We start from the raw sequence: 21,501 nt of genomic DNA on the forward strand, positions 1-21,501 counted from the left end.
GACCCGCTTACGCGGTCGGACCGCCGAAGATGTCGATACGGTCGCCCTCAGCGAGGGTCACGATCGCGCGCTTGCTGTCGGCACGCTTGCCGAAGCCCGTGCGGGTCCGCTTGCGCTTGCCCTGGCGGTTGATCGTGTTGACCCCGGTGACCTTGACCGAGAAGACCGACTGCACGGCCTCCTTGATCTGGGTCTTGTTGGCCCGCGGGTCGACGATGAACGTGTACTTGTTCTCGTCGAGGAGCGCGTAGCTCTTCTCGGACACGACCGGCTTGATCAGGACGTCACGGGGGTCCGTGTACGCCTTGCTCGCCGGGGTGACGACGGTGTTCTTGCCCTCGGTGGCGTGGCGGCGCGCCTTGGCGACGCGCGCGGCCTTGGCGGCCTTCGCAGCCTTGGAGGCAATGCTCGGGTGACGCGTAGCCATCAGGCCTCGCTCCCTTCGGTGTCGTTGGCCTTGTTCGGGCCGGACACGAAGGACTCCAGGGCGGCCTGGGTGAAGACCACATCGTCCGAGACGATCACGTCGTACGTGTTCAGCTGGCCCGGCTCCAGGATGTGGACCTGGGGCAGGTTACGGGCGGAGAGCCACGCGGCCTCGTCGGAGCGCTCGGCGACCAGGAGCAGGTTCTTGCGCTCCGAGATCTTGCCGAACAGGCTCTTGGCGGCCTTGGTGGACGGGGTCTCGCCCTCGATCACGCCGGAGACGACGTGGATGCGGTTGTGGCGGGCCCGGTCGGTGAGGGCGTGGCGCAGGGCCGCGGCCTTCATCTTCTTGGGGGTCCGCTGCGAGTAGTCACGCGGCACGGGACCGTGCACGACGCCACCACCGGCGAACTGAGGCGCGCGGGTCGAGCCCTGGCGCGCACGGCCGGTGCCCTTCTGACGGTAAGGCTTCTTACCGCCACCACGAACCTCGCCGCGGGTCTTGGTCTTGTGCGTGCCCTGACGGGCAGCCGCGTTCTGCGCGACGACGACCTGGTGGATCAGCGGGATGCTGACCTTCTCCACGCCGAAGATCTCCGCGGGGAGCTCGACGCTTCCGGTCTTCTCGCCGGCAGGCGAAAGGATGTCAACAGTGCTCATCGGTACCTCAGGCCCCCTTGGCCGCGGTGCGGACCAGGACGAGGCCGCCGTTCGGACCGGGAACCGCGCCCTTGATGAGCAGCAGACCCTTCTCCGCGTCAACGGCGTGGACGGTCAGGTTCTGGGTGGTGACCCGCTCGTTGCCCATGCGACCCGCCATGCGGAGGCCCTTGAACACACGGCCCGGGGTGGCGCAGCCACCGATGGAACCGGGCGAGCGGTGCTTGCGCTGGGTGCCGTGACCGGCGCCGAGGCCACCGAAGTTGTGACGCTTCATGACACCGGCGAAGCCCTTGCCCTTGCTCTTGCCGGTGACGTCGACCTTCACGCCGGCCTCGAACACCTCAGCGGTGATCTCCTGGCCCAGCGTGTACTCGGAGGCGTCCGCGGTGCGGATCTCGACGAGGTGGCGACGGGGGGTGACGTCGGCCTTGGCGAAGTGGCCCTTGAGGGGCTTGTTCACCTTGCGCGGGTCGATCTCGCCGAAGGCGATCTGGACCGACTCGTAGCCGTCGACGTCGTTGGTACGAACCTGGGTCACGACGTTGGGGCCGGCCTTGACGACGGTGACCGGAACAACACGGTTGTTCTCGTCCCACACCTGCGTCATGCCGAGCTTCTCGCCCAGGATGCCCTTGATCTGCTTAGCCATTCTCAGATCACCGCCCTCAGAGCTTGATCTCGATGTCGACACCGGCCGGGAGGTCGAGTCGCATCAGAGAGTCAACGGTCTTGGGGGTGGGGTCGAGAATGTCGATCAGGCGCTTGTGCGTGCGCATCTCGAAGTGCTCGCGCGAGTCCTTGTACTTGTGCGGCGACTTGATGACGCAGTACACGTTCTTCTCAGTGGGCAGCGGCACCGGGCCCGCGACCGACGCACCAGTGCGGGTCACCGTCTCGACGATCTTCTTCGCCGAGGAGTCGATGACCTCGTGGTCGTAGGCCTTGAGCCGGATGCGGATCTTCTGTCCCGCCATGGCTACTCAGTAGTCCTGTCTCTCTAACGCTCTGGAACCCGGTGTTCCCTTGTGCCGTCCTCCGACCCACGCGGTCGGGCGTGTCGCGCTTCCGCTGACACAGATGTCCCTTGTTCGAACATCCCTTGCGCGGGAACGCGGCCCTACCGGAACCGCGGACCGGGGGCGGAGGCCCACCGGGCGCCTGGCCGGTGCCGCGCCACACTTCCCGGAAGATTCCCGTACGTCCGCCCCAGCGCTGCCGTGAGGCAGTTAGAGCGACGAGTACTGTGGGACTCGCTTCCGGTCCCCCCGGCGGGAGGCGTGCAGCATCAACACTCGACCGAGCAACTCCGACAGTCTGCCATATGGGGCAGGCGCTCCGCCAATCGAGCCGGAGAGGTTACCCCGAGAGTGACCAAGGTCAAACACCGAACGGTATCGGCGGGATCCGGGGCGGGCACGTGGAGCGTTCGGGGAGATCCGGGGAGGTTCTGTACACGCCTTGCGACGGCGGCCGGAACCGCGCCACGTGGCGGGAATCCATCGTGTGAGGATCGTCGGTCGACGGACTCTTCGGGGGAGCACCACCAGACATGACCGGCTACTACAAGGTCGAGTTCGAGGCACTGGCCCGACTCGTCGTCGATCTCGCCGAGTGCGCGGACGGTATGCGGTCCGCGATGCGGAGGATGAAGGACATCGGCCCCAAGGGCGCCGGCTCCGCGGACCTCGAGGAGGCCTGCGACGACTTCCAGGACAAGTGGGACCACGGCATCGGCCTGATAGCCGACGCCACGAGCGGCATCGCGGAGAAGGCCGCCCTGTCGGGCCGTCTCTTCCAGGAACTGGAGGACGAGGTCACCGGCCTGGTGTCGGCCGTGAAGGTCGTCGACAAGTCCATGCGGGCCGGGGACCGGTGATGCGCGCTCCCGCCGAGAGGGCTGTTCAGGGGACGGCCGGCGCCGATGCCGTCCCGGTTGCCGCCGGCGCCGGCGACGCGCCGGCTGCGGTCCGCTTCCAGGTGCAGCGGGAATTCCACACCGTGCCGCTGGGCCTCGGTGCCGACGAGGGCGCCTTCGACGCGGACGTACGGCAGTTCGCGCGCGACTACTGGGGCGAGGACGAGGACCTGGAACCGCTGCGCAAGCTGACCACAGCCATGTACGCGGCGAACGCGCGGAACCTCATCGAGGGCGGCGTCGTCCACAACGCGCTCGGCGTCTTCCCCATCGGCGGCACCGCCGACGGCTCCGAGCCGCCCGAGCGCGTCAGCCGCGCCACCCTCACCGTCAGCGTGCGGGCCCTGGACAACCCCGACCCGCACCTCACCGCCGCGGGCATCACGGAGGCGCTGGACAAGGCGGGCGACGGCGGCGAGGTCCAGCTGGTGTCCCTTCCGGCCGGGCCGGCAGTGGTCCATGTCGCGGGGTCCCGCGCGGTGTGGCGGCTGCCGGAGGGAGGAGAGGCCCCGGAGCCGGACGGAGAAGAGGGCCCGGCAGGCGAACAGGAACGATTCTTCGTACGGATCGAGGTGTGGGTGCCGTTCCCCGGCGAGGACCGGCTGTTGCTGATCTCCCTGAGCACCGCCGACGTCCAGGACCTCTTCCGCTATCAGGCGATCCTCGCGGACATCGCCGACACGGTCGCCTTCGGCGAGGCGGAGGCGACCGCGCCCGCGCCCGCGGACCGGACCGCCCCGTCCTCCCCTCCCCCCTCCCCCTTCGGCTCCTACTGAACGCGTCGAGGAGATCACCCCATGAACCCGCAGACGACGGAGTCGTACGACGCGCTCGGCTTCGACCCCGCGCCAGGTGTCCCTGCCTCGGTGCACCTGTTGGTCACGGCGCTCAGCGGCGCGGGCAGGCAGCTCCACGACACCGAGGGGACGTTGAGGCGGCTCGGCCGGCCGGACGGGGCGTGGGTGGGCCGAGCGGCGTCCGCCTTCGCCGAGAAGACCGGCGTACTGCCGAAGTACCTGAAGGACGGACATGACTCGTTCATGGACGCGGCGCACGCGCTGCGTACCTGGGAGTCGCGGCTGACGGAGTTCCAGCAACTGGCACGGAACCACGAGCACGAGGCCGAGATCGCCAGGAAGAACCTGGACGAGGCCCGGAACGATCCGGACCTGGGGCTGGCGGGCCGGTTCTTCGACACGGACGAGGAACTGCGGAGCGCGCAGTCCCGCCTCGACAGGGCGACACGGCGGGTGAACGAGGCCCAGGAGGATCTGGACGCGATCATCAGGAAGGCCCGGGAGCTGTCGCAGGACCATCGGGCGGCGGCGCGGGCCGCCGCCGGTCTGATCCGCGAGGCGTCACAGGCCGCGCCGGACGAGTCCCTCCTGGACATGATCGTCGATGCGATCAAGGGCCTGGGCGAACGGATCAAGGGCCTCGCGAACGACCTCTGGGACTGGATCAAGAAGCACGCGGACACGATCTACGAGATCGGGGACTGGCTCGGCTACGCCAGCGCCCTCTGCGACGTCCTCGCGATCGTCTTCTCCGAGACCATCATCGGCGCCGTCGTGTTCGAAGCCATCGGCATGGTGCTCAACGGCGGCGCTCTCCTCTTCCACGGTGTCGGCTGGGCGGCCGGGGCGAAGAAAGGCAGCTGGACGGATATCGGACTGGACCTCGTGGGCTTCGTCCCGTTCGGCGACCTGCTGCGGCTGGGCAAGGTCGGCAAGGGGATGTTCACGGGCGTCAAGATCCCCATGGAGGTCATCGACTTCGGAGCGAAGGCCGCCGACTCCTGGAAGCGTGCGGAGGACATCGTCCAGCACGTGGGGCAGAGCGCGAGGCTCGGCTCCGACGAGGCGAAGTGGGCGATGCGGACCCTCTTCGGGACCAAGGCGGATGCGATCCACATCACCGCGGACACCCTCGCGGACCGCTTCAAGGTCGCCGTCGCCAAGGAGTTCGGTGATTTCAACCTGTACAAGCACGGCACCCGGATCACCGACATGGCCTTCCAGCGGGTGATGCCCGACCTGATCGAGAACACCCCGCTGAAGCACATCCCCGCGCTCGCGGACTCCGTACGGCCGATCGTCGACGACGCGGGCGAGACGGTCGGCCGCTACATCGACCCCCGGTCCTGGACGGCACGCGGCTACGAGGTGGCCGTCGGCTCGACGAACCTCGCGAAGGAGGGCGTACGGCTCGTCACCGAGGACGTGCAGTACGCGTCGGAGAAGGTCCAGGAGAACATCGACCAGGCCCGCCGGTCGGCGGGCGACGTCCTCGGCCGCCTGGCGGACGCCACCCCGTTGGGATGACACCGTGCACAACACCCCCACCTCGTACGCGCCGTTCTCGTTCCGGGTCTCCGTGGACCATCCCGTCCCGGTCGCCGACCCGCTCTCGCTGGGGCTGCCGCCCGACGCGGAGATGGCATCGACGATCCGGTTGCCGGCCGCGCGTGGTGCGCAGGACGCCCCGCTGGCCAGGGTCTTCGCGCCGCGCTCGGGGCTGCCGGGGGTCCGCGGGACCCCCTCGCCCTTCTGGATCTTCGACGGGCCGAGCGACGCGATGTGGTGCTCCGTCCACCCGGTGGCTCCGGACACCCACGACGTCCACGCCGCCGACGGGACCGTCCTGGCGAGGATCACCCGCCGCGCCGGCCGGGTGCTGCCCTGGCCGCGGCGGATCCGCTGGTCCGCGCGGCCGACGGTCGCACCGCTGTCGGTCACCGGCGAGGAGGGCACCTGGTACTCCTGGTTCCTCTACGTGACGACGTCCCCGCTCTGGGCTGTGTGTCTGCTGGTGATGAAGGTGTACGACTTCTTGAACGGCGAGGTGGACACATACGGTTTCCGGCCCACCCGGACCCGCTGGCGCGTCAAGGGCACCGGCACGGCTCTGGATTTCCGGGGCCTCGGTGAGAAGACCTTTCACGTGGACCCGCGACGCCTGGACATTCGCGTCGCCTACGCCCTGGCGGTCCTCCGGACCTGGCAGGACCGGGACCGGGCCGGTGCCGCACCGCCGGTCGTCCGGGGCAAGGGGTGGCGCGGCGGAGCCGAGCGGAAGATGACCAGGGAGGAGGCCGTCGCGGCGGGAGCCGGTTTTCTGAGGAGCGAGGGCTGTCCGGACCGGGCGGATTCCATCGTCATGCTTCCGGACACCGCTGTGGAATTCGCCTACGGATGGACCGTTCGGTTCGACTTCAGGGAACACATCGAGACGGGGGACCCGGCCCTGGCCCCGTTCAGCGCGGTCGTGGTCGTCCCCCGCGACGGAACGCAGGCCCACCTCGCGCCGACCTTCCCGCCCACCGAGACCTACATGATGTTGCGTGCCAAGGGCGCCTGGCCTCCCGCCTGAAGTCCCTTCCTCACGTGCGCGCTCAGCCCCGCACCGAGGTGCGCTCCGCCGGGGTCGCCCAGTGCGCCGTGCCCAGGCACAGGGCGAGCGCGGCGGGCAGGAGCAGGACGACCGCCGGGTCCACCGCCTCGTCGAGGAGCCAGGCGCCCAGCATGCCACCGGTGAACATCGCGCCGACCGACGCGAGACGGCGGCCCTCGTGGCGGGGGCCGGAGCCGATCCGGGTGTCGGCGGTCGGCGGGAGGCCGCTGAGGAGGGCGGTCAGAGTGCGGGTGGAGAGCGTGGTGGGCACGTCCGGGACCGACGCCCTGAGCGTGGTGACGTTGCGGAGGCCCATGGCCGCGGCCACCAGCGCGATCACCGTGAAGTAGCGGCCGGTCAGCGGCTCGCTCGACCCGGTCGGCGGGTGGATGCCGGCGCGCCACACGACCAGGACGCCCAGCCCCAGCAGCACCGCCTCGGTGAGCAGCGCGACCACGAACCAGCGGCGGCCCCGCCGGTCCACCTCCGACTCCAGCCGGGAACCGAGCACCGCGCCCACCGCGAAACCGGCGATGGAGACACCGGACGCGGCCGGGGACAGTTCGGCGGCACCGGTGACCGCGAAGGCGAGGAAGAGCAGGTTTCCCGTCTGCACCGCGGTGAACACCGGGCCCAGGACGAGAAAGCTCACGGCCTCGATCATGCCGGTCGTCAGCGTGAGCACCATCATCACCGAGGTGAGTGCGACACCCGCTCTGGGTTTCATGGCGGGACCCTAAGAGCTCCGAACAAAAGGGGAGCCCGGCTCGCGGCGTCTGGCACGCACGCTCGCCGCGTTGCCGAAAGCCCCTAGTAGCTCCGCTACGAGGAGCTTCCGGCGCCTTGCGATCGCACGCACCATACGCCGCAAGCTGATCGGACTCCCCTTTTGTTCGGAGCTCTAAGACCGGTTAATCCGTTGGCCCGCCGTCGCCACGCGCTCCTACGCTGATCAGGCACGCCGGCGCTGATCAGGCGCGCCGGCTCGGCGGTCAGGCGGCTGGTCGGAGGTTCCGAACGGCGATCGGGCGGGGGAACATCCATCATGCGTACGCACTACCCGCGGACCCGGCATCTGCCCTGGTCCCCCGGCGCGACCTCGGACGATCTCCGGGTCACGGACCTGTCCGGGCTGCGCGGGCGCGAGGTGGTCGTCACCGAGAAACTCGACGGCGAGAACACGACGCTGTACGCCGACGGCCTCCACGCCCGGTCGCTCGACTCCGCCCACCACCCCTCACGCACCTGGGTCAAGGCGCTCCAGGCGCGGGTCGGGCCGTCCATCCCGGAGGGCTGGCGGGTGTGCGGGGAGAACATGTTCGCCCGGCACTCACTCGCGTACGAAGACCTGGAGAGCTGGTTCTACGGCTTCTCGGTGTGGGACACCGAGGGCCGCTGCCTGGACTGGGACGGCACGGTCCGCTTTCTGCGCGGGCTGGGCATCCCGGTGCCGCGGGTGCTGTGGCGGGGCGAGTTCGACGAGCGGGCGCTGCGTGCGCTGCGGCTGGACCTCGGGCGGCAGGAGGGGTACGTCGTCCGGGTCGCGGACGGCTTCGGCGCGGCGGAATTCGGGGCACGCGTGGCCAAGTGGGTACGGGCCGGGCACGTCCGGACGGACACGCACTGGATGCACGCGGCGGTCGTCGAGAACGGGCTGGGGACGCGGGCCGCCCTGTGGGACGTCCGCTCGGGGGCCCGTGTCGACGCGGAGACGCTGGCGGAGGCGGCCGGACTGCCGGGGCAAGGGGACGCCGGGGCTCTGGCGCGGTTCGGCGCGGCCGGGTTCGCCGGGGACGACCGGCTCGTCGGGGCCCTCGCCGCACTGCTGCACGCCCGGCACGGGCAGCGGGGGTGGCTCGCGGCGCGGCTCGCCGGGGCCGTGGGCCTGCCGCTCGCACGGCGTGTGGCGGATCTCGTCGGGCTGCACCCGGCGCTGCACCGGCCGTATCCGGACGAGGACCGGCGGGCGGGGCTGGTGCGGATGTCGTATGCCGCCGACCTCGGGCTGCTGCACGCGGTCGCCCGGGCCACGGCGGAGACGGGCGAGGCCCGGGAACAGGTGGAGTGGTCCCTGCTGCACGCGGAGGAGATCGGCCGCCCGGAGTGGGCCGTGCTGCGGGGGGCCTTTGCCGACCTGCCGGACGACGCGGCCGTCCGCTGCCGGGCCGAGGCGCGGGAGGCGTATGCGCGGGGGCGGATCAGCGCGATCGCGGGGGACGGCGAAAGCGGCGGGAGCGGTGCCGCCGGCCGGCGCCGCGCGGTGTCCGAGGAGGCCGTGGCCGCGACCTGGCGGTGGCGTTCGGGGAGCTTCCCGAAGCTGATCCAGTTGGTGGGGCCGGCGGGCAGCGGCAAGAGCACGTTCGCACGGGACCTGCCGGGCGTGGACGTGTACGTCTCGCTGGACGACCTGCGCGCGGCCCGGGGTTCGCGCGCCGATCAGCGGGCCAACGGGGAGGTGCTGCGCGCCGGTCTGGACCGGCTGGACGCGGCACTGGCCGCCGGGGGGACGGTGGTGTGGGACGCCACGTCGCTCACCCGGCAGCAGCGTTCGCTCGTGCACGCGGTCGGCCACCGCCACGATGCCCTGCTCACCCACGCCGTGGTTCTCGTCGACGAGGACGAGCTGGTGCGGCGCAACGCCCGCCGGGAGCACCCGGTGCCGCCGGAGGTGCTCACCGCGCAGGTGCGCCGGTTCAGCCCGCCGTATCCGGGCGACGCCCATCGCACCTGGTACATCGGGGCGAGTGGGACCGTGGAGGAAGAGGTCTGAGAACGTGCGTACGAGCGAGGAGATCTACCACCGGGTGCGCTGGGACGCCCGCTTCGACCCGGCCCGCTTCGTGCTGGGCGTGATGCAGCGGGGCGCCGATCCCAAGCGGGTCCCGCTGCCCGCGTTCGTGCCGGGCGGCGAGATCCCGTGGCACCGGGTGCTGTTCGTCGAGGCCGACGGCGAGGTGGTGTGGGACCGGGCCACGGGCGTGGACCGCATCGACGCGACGGACGCCGGGCGCGTCCGGGAGGCACGACGGCTGCGGGCACCGTTCTTCACGCCTCGCACGCCCCACGTCTGGGACGACGCGGAGGAGGACTGGGTGCCCGCGCCACCGGCAGCCCCGGGCATCCCCCGCGAACCGCACAACGGCTCGCCGGCGCCGACCGGCGCCGTACACGTCCTGACCTGGAACACCCTCTGGGACCGGTACGACGCCGACCGCATCGACAGTGCCCGGCGGCGGCCGTTGCTGCTGCGGGCGCTGCGCGACGCCGACGCCGATGTGATCGCGCTGCAGGAGGTCGAGGCGGAGCTGCTGGCCATGCTGCTGCGGGAGCCCTGGCTCCGGGCGGGCTGGACGTTCGGCACGGACCCGCGCGGGCGTGACGTGGACGAGTGCGGTCTGCTGCTCCTGAGCCGGCTGCCGGTGCGTGAGGCGGCGCATCACGCACTGGGCCCGCACAAGGGGGTGACCGCCGTGGTCGTGGAGACGGACGGCGGGCCGCTGGCCGTGGCCGCGACCCACCTCAGCAGCGACCACTCCGAGGACGGGGCCGGTCGCCGTACGGCCGAACTCTCCCGTATCGCGGAGGGCTTGGCCGGTCTGGACGCCGAGCTGGTCCTCCTGGGCGACTTCAACGACGGCGGTGACACACCGCAGGTCACCCTCGGGATGCGGGACGCGTGGAGCGAGGCGCACGGCCCCGGGGACATGACGCCGACCTTCGACCCCGGCGCCAACCCCCTCGCCGCGATCTCCTCCCTGAGCGGCCGGGCCTCCCGGCTGGACCGGGTGCTTCTGCGCTCGGCGGGCGACGGTCTGCGCGTGTGCCGGGCCGAGCTGTACGGCGACCGGCCCACGGCGGAAGGGCTCCACATCTCCGACCACTACGGCGTACGGGTCGAGCTGGCGTGGAACACGTCCGTACCCGCCGCCGACGTCTGCGACATCACGCCGACGGCCCGTACGGCACTGGCGTGGCTGCCGCCCGACGATCTGTGGCCACCGTTGCAGGACATCCGCCGGGAGCACGACCCGCAGATCCACCGCTGGCCCCCGCACGTCAACGTGCTCTTCGGCTTCGTACCGGAACACGCCTTCGAGCAGGCGGCGGCCGTGCTGGCCGCGGCGCCGACGGCCGCGTTCGACGCCCGGCTGGAGGGCGTGCACTGGTTCGGTCACCGGGACGACGCGACCGTCTGGCTCGACCCGGCGGCGGCCGGCGAGGAACCGTGGGCCGAACTGCACCGCACCCTGGTGGGCCGCTTCCCCCGCTGCCGAGGCCGCCGCCACGGCTTCACCCCGCACCTCAGCCTGGGTCGCACCACCGACCCGAACGCCCTGGCCGCCGACTGCGCGGCCCGGCTGGCGCCGATGCCGGTCCGTGTCGGCGAACTGGCCCTGCTGTCCCGGCGCGGGGACGAGCCGATGCGGGTCAGGGGCACAGTGTCGCTGGGCACGGGCGAGGTCCGCTGGGCACGGGAGGAGAGCCGGTCCCCGGCTTACGGGTACGAGACCGACGACGCCGCCGTGGCCGACCGGGTCGTCCGCCGCGTCAGGGACGCGCTTGCCGACGGCGGCGTGCACGTCGTCGGTTCGCGGCGCATGGGCTGCGCGCTGCCCGGGGCGGATCTGGACCTGGTGGCGGCACTGCCTGGCCCTTTCGAACTCTCCTACCTGGCAGGGAAGTTGACGGAAGCCGTCCCTGAGGCGACCGACGTGCGGGAGGTGGTCGGGGCGCGCGTGCCCGGTCTGCGGCTGCGGCTCGGCGGGCTGGACGTGGACCTGGTGGTCGTGGCCACCGGCTCACTGGCCCCCGCCGAGGCGGTGGACCGCCGGGCCGAGCTGGGCGAGGCGGCGGCGATCGCGCTCAGCGCGGTGAGCGACGCCGAGGAGGTGCTCGCCTCGGTGGGCCCCCACCGGGGGGCCTTCGCCCGGCTGGCTGTGCGCGTCAAGGCGTGGGCGAAGGCCCGCGGCCTGGACTCGGCACCGTTCGGCGGCCTGCCGGGCCTGGCCTGGTCCGTCCTGGCGGCCCGCACGGCGCGCGAGGCCGGTGACCTGCCGCCGGCTGACCTCCTGCGGCACTTCTTCGCGACGTGGGCGGCGTGGGACTGGCGAGAGCCGGTGGGTGGCGGGTCGGAGCGCTCTCGCCTCCCCCTCACCATCGCCACCCCCTCGCCCCCGGTCCGTCCCTGCACGGATCAGGTCACGGCGGGCATGCGTGACCTGATCACGCAGGAGCTGTTCCGAGCCTGGGAGTTGCTCGAAGAGGGACACGCGTGGGCCGAACTCCTGGCCCCTCCCCCGCTCCACCGTCGCCACGCCGCATGGGCGATCGTGACGGTGGGCGAGGGGGCGGACGAGGGGCGGGTACGGGGCAGGATGCGGGCGCTGGTCGCCGACCTCGCCGAAGCGGCCCCCGGGTGCCATGCCTGGCCCCGCCCCTTCGGCGCGGCCCCCGCCCGCTTCGCCATCGGTCTGGGTCCGACCCCGCCGGCCGCCGAGACGCTGACCGCCGTGGCGGAACGCCGGCTACGCGGCCTGGCGGGGGTCACGCTCACACGGGCCGAGGGGGGCGAGGTCCCGACCCTGTCCTGAGGTGGTCAGAGCACGTCGACGTAGTCTGCCGCGCTGGTCGCGGTTCCGGTCGTCGAGTTGCCGTAGTACTTCCAGCGGTAGTACCCGTCGGTGGAGGCGGTGACCGTCGCCTTGAGGGAGCCGGTGCTGCCGCTGGTGACCTTCTTGACCGTCTGGAAGGTGTCGGTGCCCTTGGCGCGGAACTGGAGGCTGACCGTGCGGTCGCCGTAGGCGTCGTACGTCTTGGTGCTCCAGTTCGCCCGGGTCAGCCTGCCCGTGACGGTGATCGTGCCGCCCTTGGTGACCGGCTCCGGCGTGGCGTTGGCGGTCACTCTGGCCGCGCGCTTGAGCTGGGCTGTCTGGGACCGCGTCTCCAGCTCCCCGGTCTTGAGACCGCCATCGGCCTTCCACAGCCGCAGTGAGACACCGACCTTCCACGTCGTGGCGTCGCTGTTGGAGTCGACGTGCTCCTGACTCGGGTCCGGGTCGATGTAGAGGCTGCCCTCGCAGCGGGCGCGCTTGGAGTCGATCTCGTAGCAGGTGTAGCCGCCCGGCTGGATGAAGTTCTCCCCGGTGTCGGCCGCCGTCGTGATGGTGCCGCGGTAGAGGAAGGGGTACGCGTCGTAGCGGGACGGGTCGGCCGTGCTGTACCCGGTCGGCAGGGCGATGTTGAAGGAGATGGGCGGCTCCACCACCTGCGACGTGCCGACCACGATCGGCTTGCCCTTGTTGATGACGATGTCCGACACGGTGATACCGGTGTCCGCCGCGTTGGCCGTCGGCGTGTTCAGCACGGAGAGCGCCAACGCTCCCGCGAGCGTGGCCACCGCGACGGACCGTCTGTCTGTGTGCATGCACACCTCTTCGAAGGAGATGGATTCGGGAGGCGGCACGGTACCAATGACGTGCGCACGCCTCAGCGGGGCGTGGCACCCACCGGTACGTCACACTCGTCGCCTTCAGCAGCCGGTTGACATATTCGCGGAAGCGTTATATCAACCGGTCTTTCAGGAGGCTCGCATGTCCAGGACGCTTGTCGACATCGACGACGACATGCTGGCCTTCGCTCAGCAGCGACTCGGCACCAAGACCAAGCGGGACACCATCAATCGGGCACTGGCCATAGCGGCGGCGATCAGCACCGAAGACCGGGCGCGCGCGCTGCGCTGGCTCCAGACGAACGCCGACTCGTTCCTCAACTTCGACGTCCTCGAAGCCAGGGAGCGGGACGGGCTGTGACCTACCTGGCCGACACCTCTGCCGTGTGGCGTCTCCTGCGTGACCAACTCGAGGCTCCATGGCCCGACCGAGTGGCGCGCGGCCTTGTGGCCATCTGCTCTCCCGTCGAGTCCGAACTGATGCCCGGACTACGCGCCGACCGCGACCACGAGCCCTTCTTCACCATGCTCGGCCAGTCCTTCGGCCGGGTTCCCACGATCGACGACCCATGGCCAAAGATCATCGAGGTACAGCGGGACCTGGTGAAGATCGGTCACCATCGCGGCCCGTCTCCGCTGGACATCCTGATCGCACTCACCGCCGAACATCACGGCCTGACCCTGCTGCACGTCGACGACGACTTCGCCGCGATCGCGAAGGTCCGGCCCGATCTCTCCCTCGTCCGCGGACAGCAGCCGGCCCTCTGAGAGGTTCGCGGGGGTCAGCTACCGGACGCGTACGTCACGAAATCCGCCCATGCGTCCCGCGTGAGCGCGAGCTGAGGCCCGGTGAGGTTCTTTGAGTCGCGGACGTGGATGGTGCCGGGAGCCATGGCGACCTCGACGCAGGACTCGCCGTCGGTGCCGCCGCTGTAGCTGCTCTTGAACCAGACCAGTTCGGAGGCGTCCCCGGCGGAAGCCTTGCGCATCATGTCTCTCCCAGCAGTTGCTTGATGAAGGCCAGCGACTCCCGTGGAGGGAGGGCCTGCGCCCGGATGGTGCCATACCTCAACTCAAGGATGCGGAGCTGCCTTGGGTCCGAGACAGGCCGCCCGTTGAACTTGCCGTCGGAGCGCCCCACCGCCGTACCGTCCGGGAACTTCAGCAACTCGATCCTGCCGTCCAGCCCAGGATGCGCCTCAGTGTTCGTCGGCATGACCTGAAGCGTGACGTTGTTCAATCGCCCCACTTCCAGCAGACGTTCGAGCTGCTGTCGCCACACCATTGTGCCCCCGACCTGTCGGTGGAGCGGCGCCTCTTCCAGGACGAAGTGGATGGACGGAGCCGGGTCCCGTTCGAAGACCGACTGCCGGGCCATACGAGCGGCCACCATGCGATCCACATCGTCGAGCGAGTACGGCGGCTGTGCTGCCTCGATCACGGCCCTCGCGTGCTCCGGCGTCTGCAGCAAGCCAGCGATGATGTTGCACTCGTAGAGGCCGATCTCGACCGCCTTCGCCTCCATTTCCCCCAGTGCCCGCACCTTCTTCGGGTATCGGACCTTCTTCACGTCCTCCCAGGTCGCCGCGATGAGCCCGCCCGCGCCCAGCGCCTCGTCTGCCTTGTCCAGATACTCCTGGCGGGGAATCCGTTTCCCGCCCTCGATCTTGTAGACCAGGTCCTCCCCGTACCCGACCGCCCGCCCGAAGTCGGCCGCGCTCATCCCCACCGCCTCCCGCCGCAGCTTCAACTGCCGCCCGACCGTGGCGATGACCGCTACTCCCCACTCGTCGTCCGGGTCCACCTCCCAGCCCGGCTCGTCGGCCTCCGTCTTGAGCCGCCCCGCGTCGCCGTCCACCAACATCGCGCACCTCTCCGCCGTACCGTCGTGCCTCAACGCCCCCTACCCGTACGGCCCTTCCGGACAGGCCCGACACCACCGGACAACGTCCGGACAGTCACCGTACGTATCGGCGCAGTCACTGTGCACAGTAGGTGTGCGCCGCCACGCTGAGTGATGTGAATACGGAAACCGTCGGCCCCGACACCGAACACCGCAGCCCCATCCGCAACTTCAGCGTGCGGTTGTCCTCCACACCACGCGGGGCCCGCCTCGCCCGGCTGCTCGCGACCACGCAGCTGCGCACCTGGGGATTGCCACCCGACCCGGCGGAGCACATCGTCGCGGAGCTGGCGGCCAATGCTGCGACGCACGGGCGGGTACAGGGGCGCGATTTCGACGTGACGCTCTACGTCATCGGCGACACCCTCCGCATCGAGGTCACCGATACCCGCGCCGAACGACTTCCGTGCACCCGACGCCCCGCCTCCGACGACGAGTCCGGACGCGGCATGCTCCTGGTCGAGGCACTCGCAGACCGCTGGGGAACCGCGCCGGGGCGTCCCCCACGGAAGACCATCTGGGCGGAGGTCGACCTCCGCCCGGCACCGGCACCCAGCGGCCCGTGCTTCGGTGGCACGGGCTGTCTTTTCCAAGAAACTCACAGGTGAAAGAACCCCACCAAGCCCCACCCCTCCCGCCCACCGAGCGGCCTCACCCTCGCGAGTGAACATCGCCAACTCGGCTGGCGCCGGGACCGGTTGCGCGCCTTACTCTCAGCGCAACACAACCGCAGACATGCGACGGCCCCCGCCGGGACGGCAATCCCAGTGCGAGGGCCTGACCACCAAGGAAGACGAGACCTTCCCGATGGATACCCAGCACCTTAGCGCGCCCTCACGCGCCCACACCGGGCTTGCCGACAACAAGCACCCGAACCAGCAGAGCCACTCCGGCTCCAACCTCGGCGGCCTGGTCCACGACCACACCCGCCACACAACCCGCTTCACGGTGATCGGCAACCACCTCGCCCAGCATCCGGAGCTGTCCCTCCTGGCGATCGGGCTGGCCACGCACATCCAGTCGCTGCCGCAGAGCGCCCGCGTCGACATCAAGAGCCTCGCGGCCCGTTTCAAGGAGGGCGCGACCCGTATCGCGGCCGCGCTGCGCGAGCTGGAGGCGCACGGCTACCTGCGTCGCGAGCGCGTACGCACCCCCGGGGGCCGCATCGTCACCCGCACGATCTCCTGCAACCAGCCCGGTCGCGGCGGCCACGCGGAGACCGAGCCCGCACGCCACCCGCACCCCTCCCGCCCGGCGAAGAAGCCACCCCGCAAGCCCCTCCCCACCGTCCCCCAACCCGCCTACCGCTCCCCCACCCTCCTCCAGACCGCCACCGACCTCCTCGCCGACCTGCGCCGCACGGACCCCCGCCTCCTCCTCTCGGTCTGCGACACCGACCACCTCGCCCCGGGCGTGGCCGCCTGGCTGGAGCGCGACCTCAGCCCCACCGCCGTACGCCACGCCCTGGCGAAAGACCTCCCGTCGGAGCCGATCCACTGCCCGGCCGCCCTCCTGGCCCACCGCCTCACGGCCCAGCTGCCACCCCCGCCCCCGTTCAGGGCGCCCGCAAGACCACCCGCCGTCCAGTACCCCATGACGAACTGCGACGGCTGCGACCGCGGCTTCCGGGGACCGGAGGGCAGCCGTTGCCGCGACTGTCGGCCCAGCCCCACGCCCGACTGCATGGAGTCCACCTAGCATGAACGTGACGATCCTTGCCCCCGGGCACAGACGACGAGGAGCGAGCGCCATGACCATCGCCCCGGACGACGCACAGCACGGTTCCTCCCACGTCTACCAGGCCATGCGGGACTTCGTTCAGTCGATGGACGACACCCTCCCCGGCAAGTTCGAGATCACCAAGGAAGGGATCGTCCACGACATGATGTCTCCGGGAGGACCTCACGAAGTGACGGCAGCGCACGTCAGCCGCCGTCTGGAGAAACTCATGCCGGAGGAGTTGCTGGCCCACAACGGCACGCCCGACGTGGAGGACGAGCCGGAAGGCATCATGCGCCACCCCGATGTCATGGTGATCGCCTGGGATGATCTGAATGTCACGGGCTCCATCGACCCCCGGACACTCGTCGCCGCGATCGAGGTGGTCTCCCGCTCCAACCCCGAGAACGACTGGGTCGGCAAGATGCGCGACTACCCTCTGCTCGGCATCCCGGTGTACGCGGTCTTCGACCCCCGCACCGGCACGGGCGCCGTCCTCACGGACATCCACTCCACCCCGGACGGCCCCCGCTACGCGACCCGCAAGGACTTCGTCTACGGCGAGGACGTCACCATCGCCGACTGGACCATCTCCACGGAGAACCTGCCCCGCTACCCGGACAAGGGCTGAGGGCGGCTCCGGGTCACCGCCCGGCCTCCAGGGCTGAGGGCGACGCCGGTCACCTCCCCGCCGCCAGCCCCTCCCGCAGCGCCTCGTACGCCGGCTTCCGGCCGTACGTCTCGTCCATCGGCGTCGCCGAGCCCTCTCCGTCGAAGACGCCCGGCACCCAGGAGTACTTGTCCGTGAAGCCCCACACGGTGAACGACCTGCAGCTCCGGGCGCCCAGGCAGGCGTCCAGCAGACGGCGGTAGTAGCTCGCCTGGGTCGCCTGCTTCGTCTCGTCCACCGGCAGGATCATCCGCACGTCGACCTCGGTGAACGCGGTCTGCATGCCCAGCGCCCCGAAGCGGGCGAGATTCTCGGCGACCTGCCCCGGGAAGCCGTACTGGATGGCGAGGTGGCCCTGGATGCCGAAGCCCTGGACGGGGACACCCCTGGCGCGCAACCGCTTCGCGAGTTCGTAGTACGCCGTGGACTTCGCGTTGACGCCCTCGACGTTGTAGTCGTTGAGGAAGAGCCTGGCCTTCGGGTCGGCCGCGTGGGCCCAGCGGAACGCGTCCTCGATGTAGGAGGGGCCCAGCTCACGCAGCCAGATCGAGTTCCGCAGCGAACCGTCCTCCTCGAAGACCTCGTTCACCACGTCCCACTGCTGGATCTTCCCCTTGTACCGCTTCACCTCGGCGGTGATGTGCTCGCGGAGGATCTTCCGCAGTTCGTCCCGCTTGATCGAGCCGTCCTCCACCCCGCTGGTCAGCCAGGCCGGCAGCTGGCTGTGCCAGACCAGGGTGTGGCCCCGGACGACCTGCCCGTGCGCCCGGGCGAAGCGGACCAGGTCGTCGGCCGGCTTCCAGTTGTGGACGCCCCGCTCGGGCTCGACCGACTCCCACTTCATGACGTTCTCGGCGGTGACCGAGTTGTAGTCGCGGATCGTCGTCCTGCGGTACGTCCGGTCGTCCGCGAGCGCCGTCATGTCCACGGCTGTCCCGATGCGTACGCCCGCGCGATCGGCCAGCGCGCGCAGCGACGGCCCTTGTCCTCCCCCACTCGCCGTTGCCGGCTGCACGGCCACCACCGTGGACAGCAGTGTCCCGGCGGCCAGCGCGAGCGCGGGCATGCGGAAGCGGTTCATGTGCCTCATCCGTGGTTCCTCTCTCAGTTCCAGCTCTCAGCGCCGGCAGACGGATACGCCGACTCACAGCCCCGGCTCTCAGATCCGGCGGCTCTCCAGCGGCCCCAGATACGTCGGCGTCAGCCCACCCGTGTCGATCACCAGGCGCTGCAGGATCACCGTCGGGTCGACCATCCAGAACTTCAGGCGCCGCACCCCCGGCCCGGCGACCCTGTGCCGGGTCGCCGTCGCGTTCACGTTGTCGGAGGTGTTGCGCGCCCACTGCTTGTTCATGAGCCCGTCGTCGGCGCCGGTGACGGCGTTGATGTCGACGACCTGTGGTTCCGCGTCGTCGAAGGAGATCCCGTAGCGCAGTCCGCCCGTCGGGAGGGCGGGGTTCCTGGGCGAGACGTACGCCCACACCGTCACCTCGCCGCCCGCCGGCACCGACACCAGCCCGACCTCGTACTCCAGTCGCGGCCCGGCCCCGCCCGGTGTCTGCCGCGCCGCCGTCACCGGCCACGGGGTCATCCCCGCCCCCGTACGCCCGATCCGCTCGATCCGCCGCCACCGCACCCGGCCGCCGGACGACCCGACCGCCCGCGCGTGGTGCTCCGCGTCGATCGCGACGTACCCGCCCGCCTCGACGAAGCCCCGCAGCGCCCTCGCCTGCCGGGCCGACGGCTTCTCGGCGACCGCCTTCACGGTCACCGAGGCCCCCGCCCCGCTCACCGTCAGCGTCCCCTCGGCGCCGCCGGCCGGCACCCGCGCCCAGTCCACCCGCACCGCCACCCGCACCTGCTGGTCGACCCGGCCGCGCGACCGGTCGACGACCAGCCACGGCACCGATGGCTCGATGCGGTACGAGAAGGGTGTACGGCCCCGGTTGAAGATCTCGACGTACTGCCGGGGCCGGGTCTGGTACGGGCTGAACACCGGGAGCACGGCCGCCGCGCCGGACGCGCCGCCCGGCCACCACGCCCCCCGGTCGTCCGCCCCGTCGACCGCGACTCCCAGCTCCGCGGCCTCCGGGACCTCGATCCGCCGCACCTTGGGGAAGATCTCGTCCGGCAACGCCTGGTGGTCCTTCTCGGGCTGCTGCCATCCGGCGTTGGGGCCGTAGCGCTCGACGTCCCCGTACCCGATGTGCGGCTGGGTCTGGAAGCCGCGCCACTTACCGCCGGCGACCTCGGTGTTGAAGCGGTCGGCGAGGGCGAAGTCCCTGGCCAGGCCCGCCTCCGCGGCGGCCGCCCGGTCGTTGGTCGCCGCCCGCCCCTGCCGCGCGTACAGCAGGTTCTTGAACTCGTCCTCCCGTAACCCGTACAGGTTCGCCGTCGCCAGCACCGGGTAGCCGACCAGCTCGAACCACGCGTCCTGGACTCCGGCCGGCAGCTTCCGCCCCAGCCGCTCCGCCCGCCGGGCCAGCGCGCGCCACTCCTCGGTGACGCGTTCCAGCTCCCGGTGCCCGAAGAAGAAGGGCGTCTCCTTGTCGTCGTGGACGATCGCCCGCTCGTCCTTCGCCGGGTCCTTCGACGCGTCGAGGGTGATCCGCCGGTTCAGCAGCTCGGGCTTGCGGCGGGCCTGCAACTGCCCGTACGCGCCCAGCACCTCCGCGATCTCGGCGGCGAACCTCCCCCCGAAGTTCTGCCGGGCGAAGCCCCGCTCCCACTCCTCCAGGCTCTCCAGTCCCCAACGCCCCGGATTCCAGGCGTAGTTCAGGAAGAACTCCGTGGGCAGCTCGTTTCCCTTCAGGTCACCCACGTTCGCCACCCACAGGCCGTGATTGCCGTACGCGTCGGCCTCGTGGAGCTGCTCCCAGAGGTTGGCGAGGTTCGCCGTGTCGACCCACTTGTAGTTGCGGCCGACACCCACGTAGTCGAAGTGGTAGTACAACCCGTACCCCCCGGGGCGGGGCTCCCTCGGGTCGGGATGCTTACGGATGTTCCCCCAGTTGTCGTCCGTCAGGACGACCGTCACATCGTCGGGCGCCCTGAGTCCCCGGTCCCAGTACCGCTGGACCTCCTTGTAGAGGGTCCACACCTGCGGGGTCTCCTTCGCGGGCTTCCCGGTCACCTCCTCGATGATCCGGCGCTGCGTCGCGATGATCTCCGTCATCAGCTCGATGCCGTCGCCGTCGGGCAGGCTCGTGTCGCCGTTCCCCCGCATCCCGAGGGTGACGACGCCCTCGAAGTCCTCGTCCACCATGCGCCGGATGCCGTCCCGCCAGTAGGCCCTGATGGCCTGGGCGTTGCGCCGGTACGACCACTCCCCCGTGCCCCCGTAGGGGTCGCGGCCGGGAGTCACGATCGCCCCGGAGGAGTCCCTGACCGCAGGCACGGCATGGCGGTTCCACTCCTCGATCCCCCTCATCATGGGCGCCTCGTGCGACGTGCCCATGACAATCCCGTACTCCTTGGCGCGCGCGTGGTTCTCCGGGTCGTCCTCCGCGAAGGCCCGCCCCCACACCGCCGGCCAGACGTAGTTCCCCTTCAGCCGGAGCAGCACCTCGAAGACCTTGGCCCAGAAGTCGGCGGTGAACCCGCCGGGATAACCGGGCGCCTTGCCCGGGCCGAAGAACGCCGGCGCCCAGGTCCCGAGCGCCGGGTTCTCGTCGTTGATGAAGACCCCCCGGTACTTCACGGCGGGCGTGCCCTGGCTGTACCGGCCCGGCAGTACGTACACCTCGTCCCGGTGCACCGGCGGCACGTCGTCCCACCAGTACCAGGGGGAGACCCCGATGCCGTACGACACGTCGTACGCCCCGTAGATCGTGCCGCGCGGATCGCTGCCCGCGATGACGAACGCCCGCTTTACGCCGGGCATCGGCCGCTCCACGACCGTCTGCAACGAGGTCTCCCACTTCCCCCGCACCCCGCCGACGTCGAGCTTCCCCGCCCTCACCAGCCCGTCGATCAGCGGACTCCGGCCGAAGGTCCCGACCAGGACCACCTCCCGACCCATCGAGCTCCCCGGGCGCACCCCCGTCACCCGCTCGATGTCGTCCCGCAGGTCCCCCGCGACCCGTACGACTCCGGGGTGGTCCTCGGCACTCACCACGACCGGCGCACCGACCAGCGCAAACGCGCCGGGGGCCGGGGTGAAGGACAGGTACGCCCCCGAGTCGGACACCCGCAGCGCCCTACCCCCACCGCCGACCCCGCCCCCGACGCCGCCGCCGACCGTGGAACCGTCGTCCGCCGACGCGGCCCCCGGCAACGCGGGGCCAACGGCAAGCCCCGCGCCCACTCCCAGAACGGTTCTACGGCTGACGTCCGCGGACATGCCACACCCCTCGACCGATCGT

General features: G+C 70.8%; 21 protein-coding genes. 11 read left to right on the forward strand and 10 right to left on the reverse strand.

Annotated elements, in window-relative coordinates:
* Positions 1 to 7: 7 nt before the first annotated feature.
* From rplW to rpsJ, 4 genes are read right to left on the reverse strand one after another with little or no spacing between them, the layout of a single operon-like run.
* Complete coding sequence (gene rplW, locus ACZ43N_RS24505) at positions 8 to 427, reverse strand: 50S ribosomal protein L23 (RefSeq protein WP_468074815.1); 420 nt, start codon at positions 425 to 427, stop codon at positions 8 to 10.
* Positions 427 to 1,086: a 50S ribosomal protein L4 gene (rplD, locus tag ACZ43N_RS24510; protein ID WP_468100360.1), complete on the reverse strand. Its 660-nt coding sequence runs from the start codon at positions 1,084 to 1,086 to the stop codon at positions 427 to 429. The genes rplW and rplD overlap by 1 nt, the downstream gene beginning before the upstream one ends.
* A gap of 7 nt (positions 1,087 to 1,093) precedes the next feature.
* On the reverse strand, positions 1,094 to 1,738 hold the full coding sequence (rplC, locus tag ACZ43N_RS24515; RefSeq protein WP_103781446.1) for a 50S ribosomal protein L3: 645 nt from the start codon (positions 1,736 to 1,738) through the stop codon (positions 1,094 to 1,096).
* A gap of 16 nt (positions 1,739 to 1,754) precedes the next feature.
* Positions 1,755 to 2,063, reverse strand: a complete 309-nt coding sequence (gene rpsJ, locus ACZ43N_RS24520) for a 30S ribosomal protein S10 (protein WP_003948644.1) — start codon at positions 2,061 to 2,063, stop codon at positions 1,755 to 1,757.
* Between the two features lie 575 nt (positions 2,064 to 2,638).
* On the opposite strand from rpsJ, the gene ACZ43N_RS24525 reads away from it, so the two are divergent.
* From ACZ43N_RS24525 to ACZ43N_RS24540, 4 genes are read left to right on the forward strand one after another with little or no spacing between them, the layout of a single operon-like run.
* On the forward strand, positions 2,639 to 2,965 hold the full coding sequence (locus ACZ43N_RS24525; RefSeq protein ID WP_468100362.1) for a hypothetical protein: 327 nt from the start codon (positions 2,639 to 2,641) through the stop codon (positions 2,963 to 2,965).
* Positions 2,965 to 3,780, forward strand: a complete 816-nt coding sequence (locus tag ACZ43N_RS24530; protein ID WP_468100364.1) for a hypothetical protein — start codon at positions 2,965 to 2,967, stop codon at positions 3,778 to 3,780. The genes ACZ43N_RS24525 and ACZ43N_RS24530 overlap by 1 nt, the downstream gene beginning before the upstream one ends.
* Positions 3,781 to 3,801: 21 nt before the next feature.
* Positions 3,802 to 5,328, forward strand: coding sequence for a putative T7SS-secreted protein (locus ACZ43N_RS24535; RefSeq protein WP_468100365.1), 1,527 nt, complete (start codon positions 3,802 to 3,804; stop codon positions 5,326 to 5,328).
* Between the two features lie 4 nt (positions 5,329 to 5,332).
* Complete coding sequence (locus ACZ43N_RS24540) at positions 5,333 to 6,376, forward strand: YrhB domain-containing protein (protein ID WP_468100366.1); 1,044 nt, start codon at positions 5,333 to 5,335, stop codon at positions 6,374 to 6,376.
* Between the two features lie 22 nt (positions 6,377 to 6,398).
* On the opposite strand, the gene ACZ43N_RS24545 is transcribed toward ACZ43N_RS24540, so the two are convergent.
* The gene (locus ACZ43N_RS24545; RefSeq protein WP_468100368.1) at positions 6,399 to 7,124 is read right to left on the reverse strand and encodes a YoaK family protein; all 726 of its coding nucleotides are present in this window, start codon (positions 7,122 to 7,124) and stop codon (positions 6,399 to 6,401) included.
* 318 nt (positions 7,125 to 7,442) lie between these two features.
* Here ACZ43N_RS24545 and ACZ43N_RS24550 point away from each other — a divergent pair, with 318 nt between their 5' ends.
* Positions 7,443 to 9,167 (forward strand): RNA ligase family protein, encoded by a 1,725-nt coding sequence (locus tag ACZ43N_RS24550; RefSeq protein ID WP_468100369.1) that lies wholly within the window; start codon positions 7,443 to 7,445, stop codon positions 9,165 to 9,167.
* A gap of 4 nt (positions 9,168 to 9,171) precedes the next feature.
* Positions 9,172 to 11,988 (forward strand): poly(A) polymerase, encoded by a 2,817-nt coding sequence (locus ACZ43N_RS24555; RefSeq protein ID WP_468100371.1) that lies wholly within the window; start codon positions 9,172 to 9,174, stop codon positions 11,986 to 11,988.
* Between the two features lie 5 nt (positions 11,989 to 11,993).
* Here the strand turns inward: ACZ43N_RS24555 and ACZ43N_RS24560 are convergent, their stop codons facing one another.
* Positions 11,994 to 12,821: a hypothetical protein gene (locus tag ACZ43N_RS24560; protein ID WP_468100372.1), complete on the reverse strand. Its 828-nt coding sequence runs from the start codon at positions 12,819 to 12,821 to the stop codon at positions 11,994 to 11,996.
* Between the two features lie 166 nt (positions 12,822 to 12,987).
* Between ACZ43N_RS24560 and ACZ43N_RS24565 the strand changes: the two genes are divergently transcribed.
* A complete protein-coding gene (locus ACZ43N_RS24565) occupies positions 12,988 to 13,206 on the forward strand; it encodes a type II toxin-antitoxin system VapB family antitoxin (RefSeq protein WP_468100374.1) in 219 nt (72 codons plus the stop codon).
* Complete coding sequence (locus tag ACZ43N_RS24570) at positions 13,203 to 13,613, forward strand: PIN domain-containing protein (RefSeq protein ID WP_468100376.1); 411 nt, start codon at positions 13,203 to 13,205, stop codon at positions 13,611 to 13,613. Before ACZ43N_RS24565 ends, ACZ43N_RS24570 begins: the two co-directional genes overlap by 4 nt.
* Positions 13,614 to 13,627: 14 nt before the next feature.
* Here ACZ43N_RS24570 and ACZ43N_RS24575 read toward each other — a convergent pair whose 3' ends face one another.
* Both ACZ43N_RS24575 and ACZ43N_RS24580 read right to left on the reverse strand, forming a co-directional pair.
* Complete coding sequence (locus ACZ43N_RS24575) at positions 13,628 to 13,837, reverse strand: DUF397 domain-containing protein (protein WP_468100378.1); 210 nt, start codon at positions 13,835 to 13,837, stop codon at positions 13,628 to 13,630.
* Entirely contained in the window at positions 13,834 to 14,709 is an 876-nt protein-coding gene (locus ACZ43N_RS24580; protein WP_468100380.1) for a helix-turn-helix domain-containing protein, read from the reverse strand. The genes ACZ43N_RS24575 and ACZ43N_RS24580 overlap by 4 nt, the downstream gene beginning before the upstream one ends.
* A gap of 155 nt (positions 14,710 to 14,864) precedes the next feature.
* Here ACZ43N_RS24580 and ACZ43N_RS24585 point away from each other — a divergent pair, with 155 nt between their 5' ends.
* The 3 genes from ACZ43N_RS24585 (at position 14,865) to ACZ43N_RS24595 (ending at position 17,098) form a co-directional block, all read left to right on the forward strand.
* Entirely contained in the window at positions 14,865 to 15,356 is a 492-nt protein-coding gene (locus tag ACZ43N_RS24585) for an ATP-binding protein (protein ID WP_468100381.1), read from the forward strand.
* A gap of 199 nt (positions 15,357 to 15,555) precedes the next feature.
* Positions 15,556 to 16,446, forward strand: a complete 891-nt coding sequence (locus tag ACZ43N_RS24590; protein ID WP_468100692.1) for a helix-turn-helix domain-containing protein — start codon at positions 15,556 to 15,558, stop codon at positions 16,444 to 16,446.
* Positions 16,447 to 16,498: 52 nt separating this feature from the next.
* On the forward strand, positions 16,499 to 17,098 hold the full coding sequence (locus ACZ43N_RS24595; protein ID WP_468100383.1) for a Uma2 family endonuclease: 600 nt from the start codon (positions 16,499 to 16,501) through the stop codon (positions 17,096 to 17,098).
* 49 nt (positions 17,099 to 17,147) lie between these two features.
* Here ACZ43N_RS24595 and ACZ43N_RS24600 read toward each other — a convergent pair whose 3' ends face one another.
* A complete protein-coding gene (locus tag ACZ43N_RS24600) occupies positions 17,148 to 18,227 on the reverse strand; it encodes an endo-1,4-beta-xylanase (protein ID WP_468100384.1) in 1,080 nt (359 codons plus the stop codon).
* 69 nt (positions 18,228 to 18,296) lie between these two features.
* Positions 18,297 to 21,479 carry a glycosyl hydrolase 115 family protein gene (locus tag ACZ43N_RS24605; RefSeq protein WP_468100386.1) on the reverse strand — a complete coding sequence of 1,061 codons (3,183 nt, stop codon included), beginning with the start codon at positions 21,477 to 21,479 and terminating at the stop codon, positions 18,297 to 18,299.
* Between the last annotated feature and the right edge of the window lie 22 nt (positions 21,480 to 21,501).

The organism is Streptomyces sp. NPDC030814, from assembly GCF_055572155.1.